At 70.3% G+C, this 15,663-nt stretch carries 12 protein-coding genes; 3 read left to right on the top strand and 9 right to left on the bottom strand.

Annotated features, from left to right (window positions below; genetic code table 11):
• Positions 1-67: 67 nt before the first annotated feature.
• Positions 68-724, top strand: a complete 657-nt coding sequence (locus WFJ17_RS08870) for a GntR family transcriptional regulator (RefSeq protein WP_251447694.1) — start codon at positions 68-70, stop codon at positions 722-724.
• A gap of 134 nt (positions 725-858) precedes the next feature.
• Here the strand turns inward: WFJ17_RS08870 and WFJ17_RS08865 are convergent, their stop codons facing one another.
• The 7 genes from WFJ17_RS08865 to WFJ17_RS08835 form a co-directional block, all read right to left on the bottom strand.
• Positions 859-1,755, bottom strand: a complete 897-nt coding sequence (locus tag WFJ17_RS08865; RefSeq protein ID WP_336648204.1) for a carbohydrate ABC transporter permease — start codon at positions 1,753-1,755, stop codon at positions 859-861.
• Positions 1,752-2,693, bottom strand: coding sequence for a carbohydrate ABC transporter permease (locus tag WFJ17_RS08860; RefSeq protein WP_336648203.1), 942 nt, complete (start codon positions 2,691-2,693; stop codon positions 1,752-1,754). Before WFJ17_RS08860 ends, WFJ17_RS08865 begins: the two co-directional genes overlap by 4 nt.
• Before the next feature lies 1 nt (position 2,694).
• The gene (locus WFJ17_RS08855) at positions 2,695-4,011 is read right to left on the bottom strand and encodes an ABC transporter substrate-binding protein (RefSeq protein WP_336648202.1); all 1,317 of its coding nucleotides are present in this window, start codon (positions 4,009-4,011) and stop codon (positions 2,695-2,697) included.
• A gap of 333 nt (positions 4,012-4,344) precedes the next feature.
• Positions 4,345-6,129: an amylo-alpha-1,6-glucosidase gene (locus tag WFJ17_RS08850; RefSeq protein ID WP_336648201.1), complete on the bottom strand. Its 1,785-nt coding sequence runs from the start codon at positions 6,127-6,129 to the stop codon at positions 4,345-4,347.
• Between the two features lie 64 nt (positions 6,130-6,193).
• Positions 6,194-7,135: a carbohydrate ABC transporter permease gene (locus WFJ17_RS08845; RefSeq protein WP_336648200.1), complete on the bottom strand. Its 942-nt coding sequence runs from the start codon at positions 7,133-7,135 to the stop codon at positions 6,194-6,196.
• Complete coding sequence (locus tag WFJ17_RS08840) at positions 7,132-8,079, bottom strand: carbohydrate ABC transporter permease (protein WP_251447719.1); 948 nt, start codon at positions 8,077-8,079, stop codon at positions 7,132-7,134. Before WFJ17_RS08840 ends, WFJ17_RS08845 begins: the two co-directional genes overlap by 4 nt.
• 2 nt (positions 8,080-8,081) lie before the next feature.
• Positions 8,082-9,380 carry an ABC transporter substrate-binding protein gene (locus tag WFJ17_RS08835; RefSeq protein WP_251447721.1) on the bottom strand — a complete coding sequence of 433 codons (1,299 nt, stop codon included), beginning with the start codon at positions 9,378-9,380 and terminating at the stop codon, positions 8,082-8,084.
• A 75-nt stretch (positions 9,381-9,455) separates the two neighbouring features.
• Here WFJ17_RS08835 and WFJ17_RS08830 point away from each other — a divergent pair, with 75 nt between their 5' ends.
• Positions 9,456-10,499, top strand: a complete 1,044-nt coding sequence (locus WFJ17_RS08830) for an NAD(P)-dependent oxidoreductase (RefSeq protein WP_336648199.1) — start codon at positions 9,456-9,458, stop codon at positions 10,497-10,499.
• A gap of 222 nt (positions 10,500-10,721) precedes the next feature.
• The gene (locus tag WFJ17_RS08825) at positions 10,722-12,383 is read left to right on the top strand and encodes a glycoside hydrolase family 13 protein (RefSeq protein WP_336648198.1); all 1,662 of its coding nucleotides are present in this window, start codon (positions 10,722-10,724) and stop codon (positions 12,381-12,383) included.
• 296 nt (positions 12,384-12,679) lie between these two features.
• On the opposite strand, the gene WFJ17_RS08820 is transcribed toward WFJ17_RS08825, so the two are convergent.
• Together WFJ17_RS08820 and WFJ17_RS08815 are read right to left on the bottom strand one after the other, a co-directional pair.
• Positions 12,680-13,939 (bottom strand): MFS transporter, encoded by a 1,260-nt coding sequence (locus tag WFJ17_RS08820; protein ID WP_336648197.1) that lies wholly within the window; start codon positions 13,937-13,939, stop codon positions 12,680-12,682.
• Positions 13,940-14,015: 76 nt separating this feature from the next.
• Positions 14,016-15,663: glycoside hydrolase family 3 C-terminal domain-containing protein (locus WFJ17_RS08815; RefSeq protein WP_336648196.1), on the bottom strand; the 1,648-nt coding region annotated here is incomplete at its 5' end.

The following is a 15,663-nucleotide window of genomic DNA, read 5'->3' as shown; positions in this document are numbered from 1 at the left end:
AGCGTAGGTGGAAGCGGGGATACGGTCAAGCCGTAGGCTGACCGCACCGGCCGAAGGGGAAGAACGAATGGCGATCGAACGCAAGAACCTGCGTTCCCAGGTGCGCGAGGAGCTGCTCACCCGCATGCGCGCCGGAAAGGTGCAGCCCGGCGAGGGGATCAACGAGGTGCAGCTGGCCGCCGAGCTCGGCGTCAGCCGCACTCCGCTGCGGGAGGCCCTGATCGCCCTGGAGTCGGAGGGGCAGATCACGAGCGAGAACGGCAAGGGCTTCCGCTTCGTGCCGCTCAGCGCCGGCGAGTTCGAGGACCTCGCCCCGGTGATGGCGACCCTGGAGAGCCTCGCCCTCGAGCTCAGCCCGGTCGACCAGCTGAAAGCCGTGGGGGCGCGCCTCGTCGAGCTCGCCGACGCGTTCACCGACGAGCACGTCGAGCACTCCCTGGTCATGACCAAGGACGACGAGTGGCACGCGCTCATGCTGTCGGTGTGCCCGAACCGGCGCCTGCTCGACGTGATCGAGAGCGTGCGGGGATCCTTCCACCGCTACGAGGCCCTCCTCGTCGCCGACGACGTGAAGATCGACCGCGTCGCCGCCGAGCACGCCGCGATCGCGCACGCCCTCGCCGACGGCGACGTCCCCGCCGCGGTCGCCGCGCTCAAGGTCAACTGGACGCACGGCATGCAGCGCATCCTCGACAACTCGTCGAGCGCCTATTTCTCGGCCTGACGTCCGTACGGTCGCGGGTCGCACGGACGCGCCATCCGTCCGCGAGACCGAACCTGCGTCGCGAGACCGCGGATGAGTTCCACGGTCTCGTGACGCAGATTCGGTCTCGCGGGGACGAGAGGGGGTCCGACGGGTCAGCCCTTGACGGCGCCGCCGAGGAGGCCGGCCACGAACTGCTTCTGGAACACCAGGAACAGCACGAACAGCGGCAGGGTCGCGAGCAGGGATCCGAGCATCAGCCCGGAGTAGTCGACGCGGCTGAGTCCGATCATCGTGTTCAGCGCGACGGGCACCGTGTACTTGTCCTCGGAGTTGAGCATGAGCAGCGGCCAGATGAATGAGTTCCACTGGCTGATGAACGTGTAGATCACGAGGGCGGCGATCTGCGGGCGGGCCACCGGCAGCACGATGCGGTAGAACGTGCGCAGCTCCGAGGCGCCGTCGATCCGCGCCGCCTCGATGAGCGTCGTCGGGAAGTCGAGGAACCCCTGACGCATCAGGAAGATGCCGAACGCGTTCGCGAGGAACGGGACGATGAGCGCCTGATAGGTGTCGATCCATCCGGCGCTCGCCATCATCTGGAACAGCGGGACCAGCAGCACCTGCATCGGGATCATCATCGTGACCAGGATCACGCCGAGCAGCACCCCGCGCCCGCGGAACCGGTAGGTCGCGAGGCCGTAGCCGCACATGATGCTGATCAGCGAGCTGAACACCGTGTAGACCACGGCCACGAGGACGCTGTTGAGCATCACCTGGCCGAAGCCCACGCTCTCCTGCAGCCGGCCCAGGTTCTGCCAGAACTCTCCGCCGGGGAGGATCGGCAGCGGGGTGACGAAGAGGTCGCTGGTCTTGTGCGTCGAGGCGATCACCATCCACAGGAACGGGATGAGCGCGAGCACGCTCGCCACGACCATGATCGCGTAGACCGGGGCGCGCAGCACGACCCGCCGCAGCAGCGGCTCCCCGCCGGACGAGGACGGCTGGCCGGCGCGGCGACGCCGGCCGGTGGTGATCAGCTGCGTCGTCATGGCTTCTCCCTCATGATGCGGAACTGGATGAGCGCGATGATCCCGGTGAGGATCACGAGCATCCAGGCGATGGCGCTCGCGTAGCCGAAGTCGAACTGCTGGAAGCCGACCTTGTACAGGTACAGCACCGGGGTGAGCGTGGCGTTGTTGGGTCCGCCGCCGGTGAGGATGAAGTTCTCGTCGAAGAGCTGCAGCGCGCCGATCGTCGACGTGACGCTCGTGAAGATGAGCACCGGGCGCAGCTGGGGCACGACGATGTGCCGGAAGGTCTGCCAGCGTCCCGCGCCGTCGATGCGGGCCGCCTCGTAGAGCTCGGGCGGGATCGACTGGAGGCCGGCGAGGATGATGACCATGTTGTAGCCGGTCCAGCGCCAGGTGATCGAGGCGATCACGGCGACCCGCGCCCACCATTCGTTGTTGAGCCAGTCGATGGGCCCGGCGCCGAACAGCGCGAGTAACTGGTTCAGCATGCCGCCGTCGGTCGTCATGATCACGCGGAACACGACCGAGTACGCGACGAGCGTGGTGATCGACGGCAGGAACGTGAGCAGCCGGAACCCCGCGCGGAACCGCAGCCACGCCTGGTTGAGCAGATAGGCGAGCCCCACGGCGAGCGCGATCATGATCGGCACCTGCACGACCAGGATCAGCAGCGCGTTGCCGAGGCTCTTCAGCACCAGTGGATCCCGCAGCATCCGCGTGTACTGGTCGAAGCCCACGAACGTGCTCACCCCGCCGGAGGTGCGGAACAGGCTCTGCAGCAGCGACACCGCGAGCGGGTAGGCGAAGAACAGCGCGAGCAGCGTCGCCGCGGGAAGGGCGAACCACATCCCGGGGCGGTGCATGCGCGCGGCGAGGCGGCGGCCCGAGCGCGGGGAGCCGCGACGGTCGTCGTCGCGGCTCCCCTCGTCGGAGCGCCGCACGGTGGCGACGGTCATGTCAGCCCGCGATCTTGCGGCCGGTCGAGTTCGCGATCTGCGCGGCCGCGTCGTCCAGCGCCTTCTTCGGATCCTCGCCGTTCAGCACGGCGGCGCCGACCGCGTTCGCCACGGCGTCGCTCGCGACCGACTGGTCGGAGGTGAAGGAGATCGAGGGGATCTTCGGCGTCAGCTCGGCGAAGGTCTGGAAGACCTTCTGGCCGCCGAAGTAGTCGCTGGACTGCTCGAAGAAGCCGCTCTTCAGCGCGGGCAGGTAGGCCGGGAAGAGCCCCTCCTTCTGCATCATGCTCGACTGGTTGCCGGTGTTCGCCAGCACAAAGGCCAGGAAGTCGGCCGCGAGCTGCGGGTTCTTCGCCTGCGCGGGGATCGCGAGACCGGATCCGCCGTTGTTCGAGGTCGGGGCGCTGGAATCGTCGAAGACGGGCAGGTCGCGCACGGCGTACTTGCCGCTGAGCTCGGGCGCCTCGCCCTCGAGCGTGCCGATCCACCACACCGCCTCGGGGGTCACCGCGGAGTCGCCGTCCTTGGCGCTGGTGACGCTCGCGTCCCAGCCCTTCGCATTGGTGATGAGCCCCTTCTTCTGCATCGTCTGCAGCAGGGTGAGGGTGCGCACCGCGGCGGGCGAGTTCACGGTGATGTCGCCCTTGTCGTCGAAGAATCCCTGGCTCTGCTGCTGCAGGTACATCGAGAGCGATCCGCCGGCGGAGAGATCGGCGGTGAGCAGGGTGTGCCCCGTGGCCGCCTTGATCTTCTCGCCCGCGGCGACGAGGTCGTCCCAGGTCTTGACGGAGGCCGGATCCACGCCGGCGGCCTGGAAGTAGTCGGTGCGGTAGAACAGGCCGACGGTGCCCGAGTCCCAGGGCGCCATGCGCAGCTTGCCGTCCTTGTCGGTGCCGGTCGACCACTTGAACGGATCGAAGTCGGCCTTCTTGTCGCCGAGCACGGGAGACAGGTCGGAGAACCCCTGGGGGAACTGCGTGATGTAGCTCTGGTTGTGGTCGGTCTCGAGCGTGATCAGATCCGGCAGCCCCGTCCCGGCCTGCAGCCCGACCGAGATCTTGTCGTAGGCGTTGTCGTAGCCGATGTCGACGACCTTGATCGTCGTGCCCTTGTGGGACTTCTCGTAGTCGGCACCGAGCCGCTTGAGCGCGGTCGCGGCGACGTCCCACGACCAGATCGTGATCGTGCCGGTCGCCTCGGCTCCGGGCTTCAGGGTCTCGTTCTTCGAGGGCGCTCCGCCGCCGAAGGCGCATCCGGAGAGGGCGATGGCCGCCGTCGCCCCGATCGCCAGCGCGAACATGCCGCGTCGCTTCATCATGACCTCCTCGTCAGAATTGTGTATTGCATACAGTACACGGATGGTGACGCAAACACTACGTCGGATCCGCCGAGCGACGGTCCTCCCGATGGTGAGGGGTCGCAGGGGCCGGGCGCGAGGGGCGCCCCTGGTCCGCCCGAGCACGAGGAGCGCCCCTGGTCCGCGTTCCCCTCCCCTGGGCGTCTTTCCCTCCCCCCACAGGCGCAGTTGCGGGGAGGGAAAGACGGTGAGGGGAGGGAAACGCGGATCTGGGAGCGCGGATCCGGCGCGCGGGCGCGCGGGAGCCCGGCGCGCGACGTCGCCGAACAGCGGGGCGTCGGGAGCGCCGCGACGTCAGCGGCTCAGCGCCACCGCGAGGTCGAGGAACAGCGCGGCGGACCAGCCGAACGCGGTCGTCGCGCGCTCGGCCTTGAGACCGGTGCGCGGGTTGAAGTACTCGTGCGGGCCGCCGCCGTGGATCACCAGGCGCACGGTCTGCTCGCGCAGCGCCCTGGCACGCTCGGGCTCGCCCGCCGTGTCGAGCCCCTCCGCGATGAGCGCACTCGTGTTCACCCAGATCGGCCCGCGCCACATCCGCTCCGCGGAGAAGTCCGGATCCGCGGCGGAGACCGTGGGCAGCCCCCACGCGAGGCCGTAGCGCGCGGGGTCGCCGATCGCATCGACGAGCGCGGAGCGCATCTCGGCCGGAAGCCCCTCGACGCGCAGCGGCAGCAGCCCGAGGACGGTGTCGCTCGCGATGCGCTCCCCCGCGCCGCGGGCGATGAACCGCTCCTCGGCGGGATCCCAGAGCCGCTCCACGAGCAGCTGCGCGGTGCGATCGGCGCGGGAGAGATGCGGCGCCGGGTCATGGCCGGGCAGATACCGGGCGGCGAGCGCCGCGATCTCGCGGTCCTGCTGCACGAGGTAGGCGGCGAGATCCGGCGCCGTGGTCGGGATCGGCCCGTCGAACACCGGGCTGTCGTCGAGACCCGACGAGTACGGATGCCCGTACTCGGGCAGCCCGTCGCCGTCCAAGTCAGACCCGTTCTCCGCGGGACCGGCGAACCACCAGTCCTGCGAGGGGATCACGCGCTCCAGCTGCGCCGCGGCCCAGTCCGGTGCGTCCTCGACCTCGAGCACCTTGCGCAGCGCCCAGGCGGCGAGCGGCGGCTTGGTCAGCGGCACCGGCGCCGTGGGATCCGCGATCCGGGATCCGGCGCGGCGGAGGTTCGCCCGGTCCGATTCGGGCAGGTCGTCGCTCGTCGCGAGGATCCCCTCCTCGTGCACCACGTCGGGAAGCTGTCCGTTCGCACGGGGGAAGCGGAACGCGAGCTCGAGCTGCTCGCGCGCGAGCGCCGGATCCCCGTGGCGCAGGCCGACCGCGATGAAGTACGCGTCCCACTGCCAGAGCCCGACGTAGCCGATCTTCGACGGCACGACCGCCCTGGCCCCGGCGAGCGCCGGCAGCTCGACGATGTTCGCGCCGAGCACCCACCAGCAGAACGCCGCCATGTCCTGCAGGTCGGCGCGCACCCGCGGGCAGCGGTCGAACCAGTCCGCCCACTCGGACGCACGGGCCTCCTCCGCCGCCGCGTGGGCGCCGGCGGACTGCGCTGCGACCGTGACGCTCCTGTCGTCGGCCACGTCCAGCCGCAGGCCGGATCCGATCCGGTGCTCCTCGACCGTTCCGTCCGGCCGCGTGATCCGCACCGAGGCCGCGGGATCGCCGCCCACGCTCAGAGCCCGCAGCCCGTCGAAGGTCAGGGACACCCCGCTCAGGTCGCGATTTCTGTCGCTTTCCGTCCCGTTTTCCGACACTTTCTGCGACGGGAGCGGAGGTTCCACCCGCGAAGCAGGCGAACCAGGCGAACCGGGCGACGGGTCCATCGCGGCCACCGCGCCGAACGAGATCCGGTGCGGCTGCACGTCGGCGACCGGGAGCACACGACCGTGCGCGTCGCGCACGACGAGGGCATCCAGCACCCGGCACTCCTCGAGGCTGCGCTCGTACTCCGAGGTGTGCACGCGCACGCCGTCGCCGGCCCGGAAGACGAGCAGCCGGGAGCGCGGGATCGTGAACGGCGCGGTCTCCAGGTCGAGGTGGCGCCCGGCCGCCCGCGCGAGGGCCTCCGCGGTCATCCCATCGACGGAACGCACGCCGCCCTCGTGCGCCTCGGCTTCGCACTCCCCGGTCAGCTGCACCTCAGCGCCCTCCCAGTCCCGATGCGGCCATGCTGTTCAGGATCCGGCGCTGCCCGATCACGAACACGACGAGCATCGGCACCGTCGAGATCGCCGAGGCCGCCATCACCAGCCCGTAGTTCACGGATCCGAACTGGCCCTGGAACGACTGCAGCAGCAGCGGCACGGTGAACAGGTCGGGGGTGTTCAGCAGCACGAGCGGGAAGAGGAACGAGTTCCACACGTCGATGGCGACGATGATGCTCAGCGCCGCGAGCCCCGGCTTCAGGTTCGGCAGGATCACGGTGAAGAACGTGCGGATCCGCCCGGCCCCGTCGACCAGCGCCGCCTCCTCGAGCTCCTTCGGCAGCGCCAGCACGAACTGACGCATGAGGAACACGGCGAAGGGGTTCGCGATCATGCCGGGGATGATCAGCGCCAGGTGCGAGTCCACCCAGCCCAGCTGCGTCATCAGCAGGTAGAACGGGATGAGCGTGACCTGCTTCGGGATCATCTGCGTCGCGAGGAACACGATGAACAGCACCTTGGATCCGCGGAACCGGATCCGCGCGAACGCGTAGCCCGCCATCGATGCGGTGATCAGCGTGCCGGTCACGACGAGCACCGCGATGTAGGCGCTGTTCAGGTAGGCCTGCGCGAACGGCACGGCCTCCCACGCCTGCGCGTAGTTGTCGAACGTCCACGGGTTCGGGATCACCGACAGCGGATCCTTCAGCAGCTGCGGCAGGGTCTTGAACGAGGTCAGCAGCATCCACAGGAACGGGAAGACCATCCCGATCCCGGCGACGATCAGCACGACGTGCAGGATCGTGGCGGAGGCACGGCGCGCGCCCTTCCCGGCCGGCTTCGGCCGGATCCGTCGCCCCGGTGCGACGAGCGCGATCGTGGAGTCGGTGGCGGGTGCGCGGCCTCCGGTGGTCAGATGCGGGGCGTCGACGCTCATGCGGGGTCATCCTCGTAGTGGACGAACTTCTTCTGGGCGGCGAACTGGATCGCCGTGATGACCAGGGTCAGCAGCAGCAGGATGATGCTCGCCGCGCTGGAGAGGCCGAAGTTGAACTGCTTCATGCCGAGGTCGTAGATGTGGTAGACGATCGTGCGGGTCGCGTTGTCCGGACCGGCGTTCTTGACCAGCACGTAGACCGTGTCGAAGGTCTGCAGCGACGAGATGAACGCGACCACCGACGAGAAGAAGACGATCGGCGAGAGCAGCGGGAGCCGGATGCTCGTGAAAAGCCGCCAGGCGCCCGCGCCGTCGATCCGCGCGGCCTCGATGACCGAGGGCGAGATGTTCTGCAGCCCGGCGAGGAAGATGATCACGTTGAGGCCCAGCGACGACCAGATCGTCACGATGCACACGGCGATGAGCGCCAGGCGCGGATCCTGCAGCCAGTCCGGCGGCGTGACCCCGAAGACCTTCGAGATCGTGGTCGAGAGCACCCCGTCGGCGCGGAACATCTGCTGCCAGATCATCGCCACGGCGACCGTCGAGGTCATGACCGGGGCGAAGAACAGCACGAGGTACAGGGTGCGGGTCTTGAGCTTCTCCAGCGCGACCGCGATGACGACCGCGAGGGCCAGGCCGATCGGGACCGTGATGATCGCGATCAGCAGGGTGTTCACGATCGCGCGGCCGAAGAGCGGATCCGACAGCTCCGCGGCGAAGTTGTCGAGGCCGACCCAGCTCAGGTCGGTCAGGCCGTCCCACTTCGCGAAGGCGAGCACGAGGCTGGCGAGAAAGGGCAGGAGCACGAAGATGCCCATCCCCACCAGCTGTGGTCCGACGAAGGCGTAGCCCCAGCGACGGTCGCGCCGCCGCCAGCCGGCCTCACGCCGCCACTCGGGCGCCGTCGACGACGCCCGAGTGGTCACGGCTTGCGTGCTCATCGTCACTTGCCGTTCTGGACCAGCTTGCCGACCGCGTCGAGGGTCGCCTGTGCGTCCTGCTTGCCGTTGTACAGGGCGAGGAACTGGTCGCCGATGCCGGAGCGGATGCCGGGCAGCTTCGCCTCGGTCGCGTAGTTGACGAAGCCGATGTCGCGCATGTCGAGGAACGTCTGGGCGTGAGCCGGGTAGCCGTCGAGCACGACCTTGTCGGCGCCCTTGATGGACGGGACCGCGTTGCCGCCGCCCTGCAGCCGGAAGGTCTGGCCCTCGGCCGAGAGGAACTCGGTCCAGAACGTGAACGCCGCGTCCTTGACCTTGGTGTTCTTGTTGATCGCGAGGAAGGAGGTCGCGACGCCCGTCGGGGCCGCCTTCCCGTCGGGCGTAGGCCAGGGGGCGATGTCGTAGGAGTCCTTGACCCCGGCGGCCTCGACCGTGCCGATCGTGTAGCGGCCCTGCACGAAGAATCCGGCCTTGTGCGAGACGAAGACGCTGTCCGCGCCCGCCCCCTCGGGCAGGGTGTCGGCGACGACGAAGGTCTTGTCCTGGAACAGGGAGCCGAACTGGTCGAGCGCCTTGACCGCGTCGGGGTTCTTGTTCGCGACGAACTTCCCGCTCTCGTCGTAGGGCGCGTCCACGCCCTGCGAGCTCAGCCAGCTCCACTGGGTGGCCCAGTAGTTCCAGAACATGGTGCCGGTGAGGCCCGCATCCTTGAGCTTCTTGTTCATGTCGAGGTAGGCGGCGGTCGTCCACTTCCCCTCGGCGGCGAGCGTGGCCGGGTCGTCGGTGATGCCGGCGGCCTTGAGGGCCTCCTTGTCGTACCAGAACACGTCGGGGTTGGAGTCGTTCGGGGCCGCGTAGATCTCGCCGTCCTTCTCCGCCGCGCCGAACAGGCCCGGCGAGAAGTCGTCCAGCTTGCTCTGGCTCTTCGGGCCGTCCATGAGCGCCTTGACGGGCATGAGACGGTTCGAGCCGACGAACTGGCCGATCATGTCGTCGCCCACGTAGAACACGTCGGGGGCGGTGTTGCTGGTGAGCTGTGCGAGAAGCTTGGAGTGGTAGTCGTCGTATCCTGCGACGGGCTGCAGCTTGACGGTGATGTCCGGGTGCTTCTTCATGAACTCCTTGTCGAAGTCCTGATAGCGCTTGAGCTCGTCGGCGCTGCCCCAGGTCGACCAGACGAGGGTGGTCTTGCCACCGGCGGAGGCGCCGCCTCCGCCGCTGCAGGCGGCGAGGCCGAGCATCAGGGCGCCGGCGGAGACCGCAGCGAGCGTGCGGAGCAGGCGAGGGTTCGAGCGGGGCATGGCGCCACCTCTTTCGTCGTTGAAGGGCCGTTCGGGTGCGGGACGCACTCAGTATTATGTATACAGTTGACGAGGATGTCAACCGCCGGCGGCGATGCCGAGCGCCGGATCCCGTCCTCGCCGAGCGTCGGATCCAGTCCTCGCCGAGTGGCCTGCTCCGGCATCGCGCGCACGACCTACGCTCGTAGGGTGAGCTTCCTCGTCACCGTCCCCACCGCCGAACTCGCCGCCGACGTCATCGCCCGCGGCCCGCTGCCCGACGGAGTGGAGGTGCGCGTATGGGACATGGCGACGCCCCCGCCCGCACAGCGCATCGACATCGTCGTGCCGTCCTACCTCGGCCGGCAGCACCTCACCGCACTGGCGGACCTGGACGTCGGCCTCGTGCAGGGGCAGATGATCGGCTATGAGGCCGTGATCGACCGCATTCCCGCCGGCATCCCGTTCGCGAACGCCGCGAGCGTGCACGAGCCGGCCACGGCGGAGCTCGCCCTGGCACTGACCCTCGCCGCACAGCGGGAGCTGCCGCGGTTCGTGCGCGCGCAGGACGCGGGCGTGTGGGACCGCGCCTTCACGTCGAGCCTCGCCGACCGCCGGGTGCTGCTCGTCGGGATCGGCGGCGTCGGCACGGCGGTCGCCCGCCGGCTCGCCGGCTTCGAGGTCGCCGTCACGGCGGTCGGCCAGACCGCCCGCACGGAGGTCGTCGAGGGCCTCGGCGAGATCGCCGTGCACGCGCTGGCCGACCTGCCCACACTGCTCCCCGAGGCCGAGATCGTCATCCTGTCGCTGCCCGGAGGACCCGCGACCCACCGGCTGTTCGACGCGGCGATGCTGGCGCGCATGGCCGACGGCGCACTGCTGGTGAACGTAGGTCGCGGCACCCTGGTCGACACCGATGCGCTGGTCGCCGAGAACGGCCGGATCCGCGCCGCGCTCGACGTCATGGATCCGGAGCCGCTGCCGGAGGGGCACCCGCTCTGGACCACGCCGGGCGTGCTGTTCACGCCGCATGTCGGCGGCGCCTCGACCGCGATGAACCCGCGCATCGCCGCCCTCGTGCGCACCCAGATCGACCGCATGCTCGCGGGCGAGGAGCCGGCGAACCTCATCCCGCGCTGAGCCCGGATCCCCGTACTGGCGGTACTCCCGCGCGCACAATTCAGGCCAGACGCCGGCCTCACCACTGCGGATCTGCGGAATCGCCGGGGTCGGGAACCCGCCCCACGGCATCCAGCCTGAATTGCGCACGGGCCCACGCCTACACCGCAGCGCCCCGCCGCCGATCGAACCGATTCGATCCCCGCGTTTCCGGGATCCCCCGCGTCCCGGTAGCCTGATCGCATGGCCGAGATCGAGCAGCAGTCCGCCCCGGGTTCCGAGTGGTGGCGCACCGCCGTCATCTACCAGATCTACCCCCGCTCCTTCGCGGATGCGGACGGCGACGGCATCGGCGACCTGCCCGGGATCACGTCACGGCTGGACGCGCTGCAGGACCTCGGCGTCGACGCCATCTGGCTGAGCCCGTTCATGCCGAGCCCGCAGAAGGACGCGGGCTACGACGTCTCCGACTACCGCGGCGTGGATCCGCTCTTCGGCACGCTCGACGACTTCGACGCGATGCTGGCCGCGGCGCACGCCCGCGGCATCCGCGTGATCGTCGACCTGGTGCCCAACCACTCGTCCGACCAGCACCCGTGGTTCCAGGCCGCACTGAGGGCCGCCCCGGGCAGCCCGGAGCGCGCCCGCTACATCTTCCGCGACGGCAAGGGCGCGCACGGCGAGCTGCCCCCGAACAACTGGCAGAGCGTGTTCGGCGGCGGCATGTGGACCCGCGTGACCGAGGCCGACGGCACGCCGGGGCAGTGGTACCTGCACATCTTCGACACCAGCCAGCCCGACTTCGACTGGACCAACGACGAGGTGCGCGAGGAGTTCCGCGGCGTGCTGCGCTTCTGGCTCGACCGCGGTGTCGACGGCTTCCGGGTCGACGTCGCCCACGGCATGATCAAGAAGGCGGGGCTGCCGGACTACACGCCCGCCGCCGACGCCGACTCGATGGGCGGCGATCAGGACGACGTGCCCTACTGGGGCCAGCCCGGCGTGCACGAGATCTACCGCGACTGGCACGACGTTCTCGCCGCCTACGACGGCGACCGCGCGCTGTGCGCCGAGGCCTGGCTGCCGACGCTCGATCAGATCGCGCTCTGGGTGCGCCCCGACGAGATGAACCAGGCGTTCAACTTCAACTACCTGATGACCGCGTGGAACGCCGGAGACCTGCGCGCCGTGATCCGCGACTCCCTCGACGCGTTCGGAGCCGTCGGCGCCCCCAGCACCTGGGTGCTGTCGAACCACGACGTCGTGCGCCACGCCTCGCGTCTGGCGCTCACCTGGGACAACCCTCAGGGCGACGGCATCGGCCCGCGGGACGAGCCCAAGCCCGACCGGGCCCTCGGCCTCGCACGCGCCCGCGCCGCGACCACCGTGATGCTGTCGCTGCCCGGATCCGCCTACCTGTACCAGGGCGAGGAGCTGGGCCTGCCCGAGGCCATGGAGATCCCCGACGAGTTCCGCCAGGATCCCACCTGGTTCCGCACGGAGGGCGAGCGCTACGGTCGCGACGGCTGCCGGGTGCCGCTGCCGTGGAGCGGCACGGCCCCGTCGTACGGCTTCAACGACACCGGCGCCTCGTGGCTGCCGCAGCCCGCGGAGTGGGCCGAGTACGCCCGCGCCCGGGAGGACGGATCCGACACGTCGACCCTCGCCCTCTACCGGGAGCTGCTGCGGCTGCGGAAGGAGCGCGGACTCGGATCCGGGTCGCTCGTCTGGGAGGATCTCGGATCCGATGCCGTCGCGTTCCGCCGCGGCGAGCTGCACATCGCGGCGAACCTCGGCTCCGCACCGCTCGCGCTCCCCTCGGGCGCCACGGTGCTCGTGCACAGCGCCCCGGACGCGGGCACCGTGCTGCCCCCCGACTCCGCGGCCTGGTACACCCTCGGCTGAGGTCGCTGACGACCGCCGGGCCGCCGAGCACGGCCCTCCCTCGGTGTCGTCGAGCGAGGACGCCGAAGGCGACCGAGACCCCTCGGGGCCGTCGAGCGAGAACTCCGAAGGCGACCGAAACCCCTCGGGGCCGTCGAGCGAGGACGCCGAAGGCGACCGAGACCCCTCGGGGTCGTCGAGCGAGGACGCCGAAGGCGACCGAAACCCCTCGGGGTCGTTGAGCGAGGCCGCCGAAGGCGACCGAGACGAAACGCGGCGCTCTCGCGAGAGACCGCCGCGTCTCGTCTCGCTCCTCGCTACGCCCGGTTCTCGCTCAACGACTCCGGGAGGGGCACGGAGGCGCCGAGCTCGCCCGCGTCCGCGCTCCGGGCCCGGCGCCGATGCGCCACTGCGGTGGTGAGCTGCACGCCGAGGGTGATGGCGAGCACGACCCCCGACAGCGGCAGCAGGTGGTCCGGCAGGGCGCCGGCGGCGAGGGCGAGCCCGCCCAGGGCGCTGCCCAGCGCGCTGCCGAGCATCATCGCGCTGTTGTTCAGGGCGAGCACGAGCGCAGCGACCGCGGGCGGCACCATCGTCGCCAGCCGCGTCTGGGCCGCGACGCCGGAACCGCCGTTGAAGAACGCGCACGCCAGGAACCAGACGAGTCCCGCGACGGCTCCCGCGATGCCCGGAAGCATCAGCCCCGCCCAGCCCAGCAGGGCGGCGGCGAGCACCGTGGCGACGATGACGGTGAGCACCGCGACCGGGCCGCGGCGGTCGGTCACGCGACCCGAGACGATGTTGCCGACGAGACTGACGATGCCGTAGCCGAAGAGCGCGCCGATCATCGGGTACCCCTCGCCGATGCGCGGTCCCAGGATGAGCGTCGCGTAGGTGAAGCAGAGGTAGCTCGCGCACATGAGCCCCATCGGGACCACGAGAACCGCGAGGATCGCGGGCCGGGTGAGCGGGCTCAGCGCCGCGCGCAGCGACAGCGGCGGCAGGTGCAGACGCGGCACCCGCGCGATGATGCCGACGAGCGCGGCCGTGCCGACGCCGACCACGAGGAACAGCGGGATCCGCCAGTCGGTCTGCCCGATCACGAGCCCGACGGGCACGCCGAGCGCGGTCGCGAAGAGGAAGCCACCCATGACGAGCGAGAGGGCCCTGCCCCGATAGTGCGCGGGGGTGCGCGCGATGACGTACGAGCCGATCACGGCGTTCAGCAGCGCACCGCCCACGGCCGAGATCACCCGGCCCGCCATCGCCCAGAAGTAGGTGGGGGCCAGCCCGACCAGCAGGTTGCCGAGCACGAACACGGTGAGCGCGAGCACGATCGTCGCCTTGCGCTCCCACCGTCCGGTGAGCGCGCCCAGCACCGGGCCGGCGATCGCACCGGTCGCGGCGAACACGCTCATGAGCTGTCCGGCGGCCGCCGCGTCCACGTGCAGATCCGTGGCGATCTGGGGCAGCAGACCTGCCAGCACGTAGCCGTCGATGCCCATCGAGAAGGTCGCGACGGCGAGCCAGATCAGCGCTCCGGGCCGGAAGCCGGTGTCCTCATCAGTCGTTCGCACCAGGTCATCCAAGCAGAGCGGATCCGTCGGGCGGAAACTTTTGCAAGGATTCCGGACGAATTGTCGGATCCGACGGTCAGGCCCCCACCTCGAAGGCCGCGGTGAGGAGCACCTCGTCGCGCGACGACGGACCCACCAGCAGCTCGAAGGCACCGGGTTCGACCCGGCGGACGCCCGCGGCGTCCACGATCGTGCAGTCGGCGACCGGCAGCTCGATCACGACCCGGCGCGACTCCCCCGGGGCGAGGTCGACCTGGCGGTACGCCTTGAGCTCCTTGTCGGTCCAGCTCGTGCTCGTGACGACGTCGCGCACGTACGCCTGCACGGTCTCGCGCACCGGGCGGGTGCCGGTGTTGGCCACCGTCACCTCGGCAACGATCGTGTCGTTTGCACCGAGCGAGGACGACACCAGCGCGAGCGCGGAGTACTCCACGGTCGTGTACGAGAGGCCCTCACCGAAGGTCCATGCCGGCGCCTGCGTGAGGTCGGCGTAGCGCGTGCCGTGCTGTCCGCGGATCTGGTTGTAGTAGGTCGGCTGCTGGCCGACGTGCCGCGCGAACGAGATCGGCAGCCGCCCCTGCGGCTCGATCGCGCCGGTGAGGAGCTCGGCGATCGCGCGCCCGCCCTGCATGCCGGGGTTCGCCGCCCAGATCACGGCGGCGGCCCTCGACGCGGATGCCGGGAGCACGAGCGGCTTCGACGCCAGCAGCACCACGACCACGGGTGTCCCGGTGGCGATCACCGCGTCGAGGAGGGCGTTCTGGGCTCCGATGAGTTCGAGGGTCGCGGTGGAGCGGCCCTCGCCGACGAGCTCGATCCGGTCGCCGACGACCGCCACGACGACGTCGGCCGCCTCCGCGGCCCGCACCGCCTCGGCGAGGAGACGCGGATCCGGCTCCGCGGGCACGACCACCTGCGGGCGGGGCTGGCCGTCGGGGAAGGTGGCGCCGAGCGGATCGTCCTCGAGGGTGAGGATGTCGGCGCCGTGCGCGTGCCGTACGGCCAGTCCGTCGACCGCGCGCAGACCGTCCAGCACCGTGGTGATCATCTCTCGGGGCTGGCCGTCCAGCCAGCCGGCCTGTCCGGATCCGCCGGCCCAGTCGCCGAGCTGCGTCTGCGCGTCGTCGGCGAGCGGACCCACGACGGCGACGCGGATCGGATCCGCGGCCGTGAGCGGCGCTGTCCCGCCGAGCGGCAGCACCCCGTCGTTCTCCAGCAGCACGAGCGAGCGCCGCGCCATCTCGAGGTTGAGGTCGGAGTGCGCTCCGCTGCCCACCACGGCGTCGAGCCCGGGCGAGGGGAGTCGGGGGTTCTCGAAGAGGCCGAGGTCGAATTTGAGGGTGAGGATGCGGGTCACGGCGGTGTCGAACGCGTCCGGGGACAGCATCCCCCGCTCCACGGCCTCCAATGCCCCTTCGTAGAAGTGCGGGGTCGTCATCACCATGTCGTTGCCCGCGGTGACCGCCGCGGCCGCGGCGTGGGCGTAGTCGGGTTGCACCTTCTGCTCCCACACCATCCGGCCCACGTTGTCCCAGTCCGTGATCAACGTGCCCGTATACCCCCACTCCCCGCGCAGCACGTCCGACAGCAGCCAGTCGTTCACCGTGATCGGGACCCCGTCCGTGCTCTGATACCCGAGCATGAACGTGCGACACCCCTCCCGCGCGACCCGCTCGAACGGCGGCAGGAACCACGACCGGAGCTTGCGGCGTGAGATATCCGCC

The organism is Microbacterium sp. MMO-10 (assembly GCF_037148715.1).
Taxonomy (GTDB): domain Bacteria; phylum Actinomycetota; class Actinomycetes; order Actinomycetales; family Microbacteriaceae; genus Microbacterium.
Note: the sequence above shows the minus strand (reverse complement) of the source record. Positions and strands in the feature narration are given on the sequence as shown.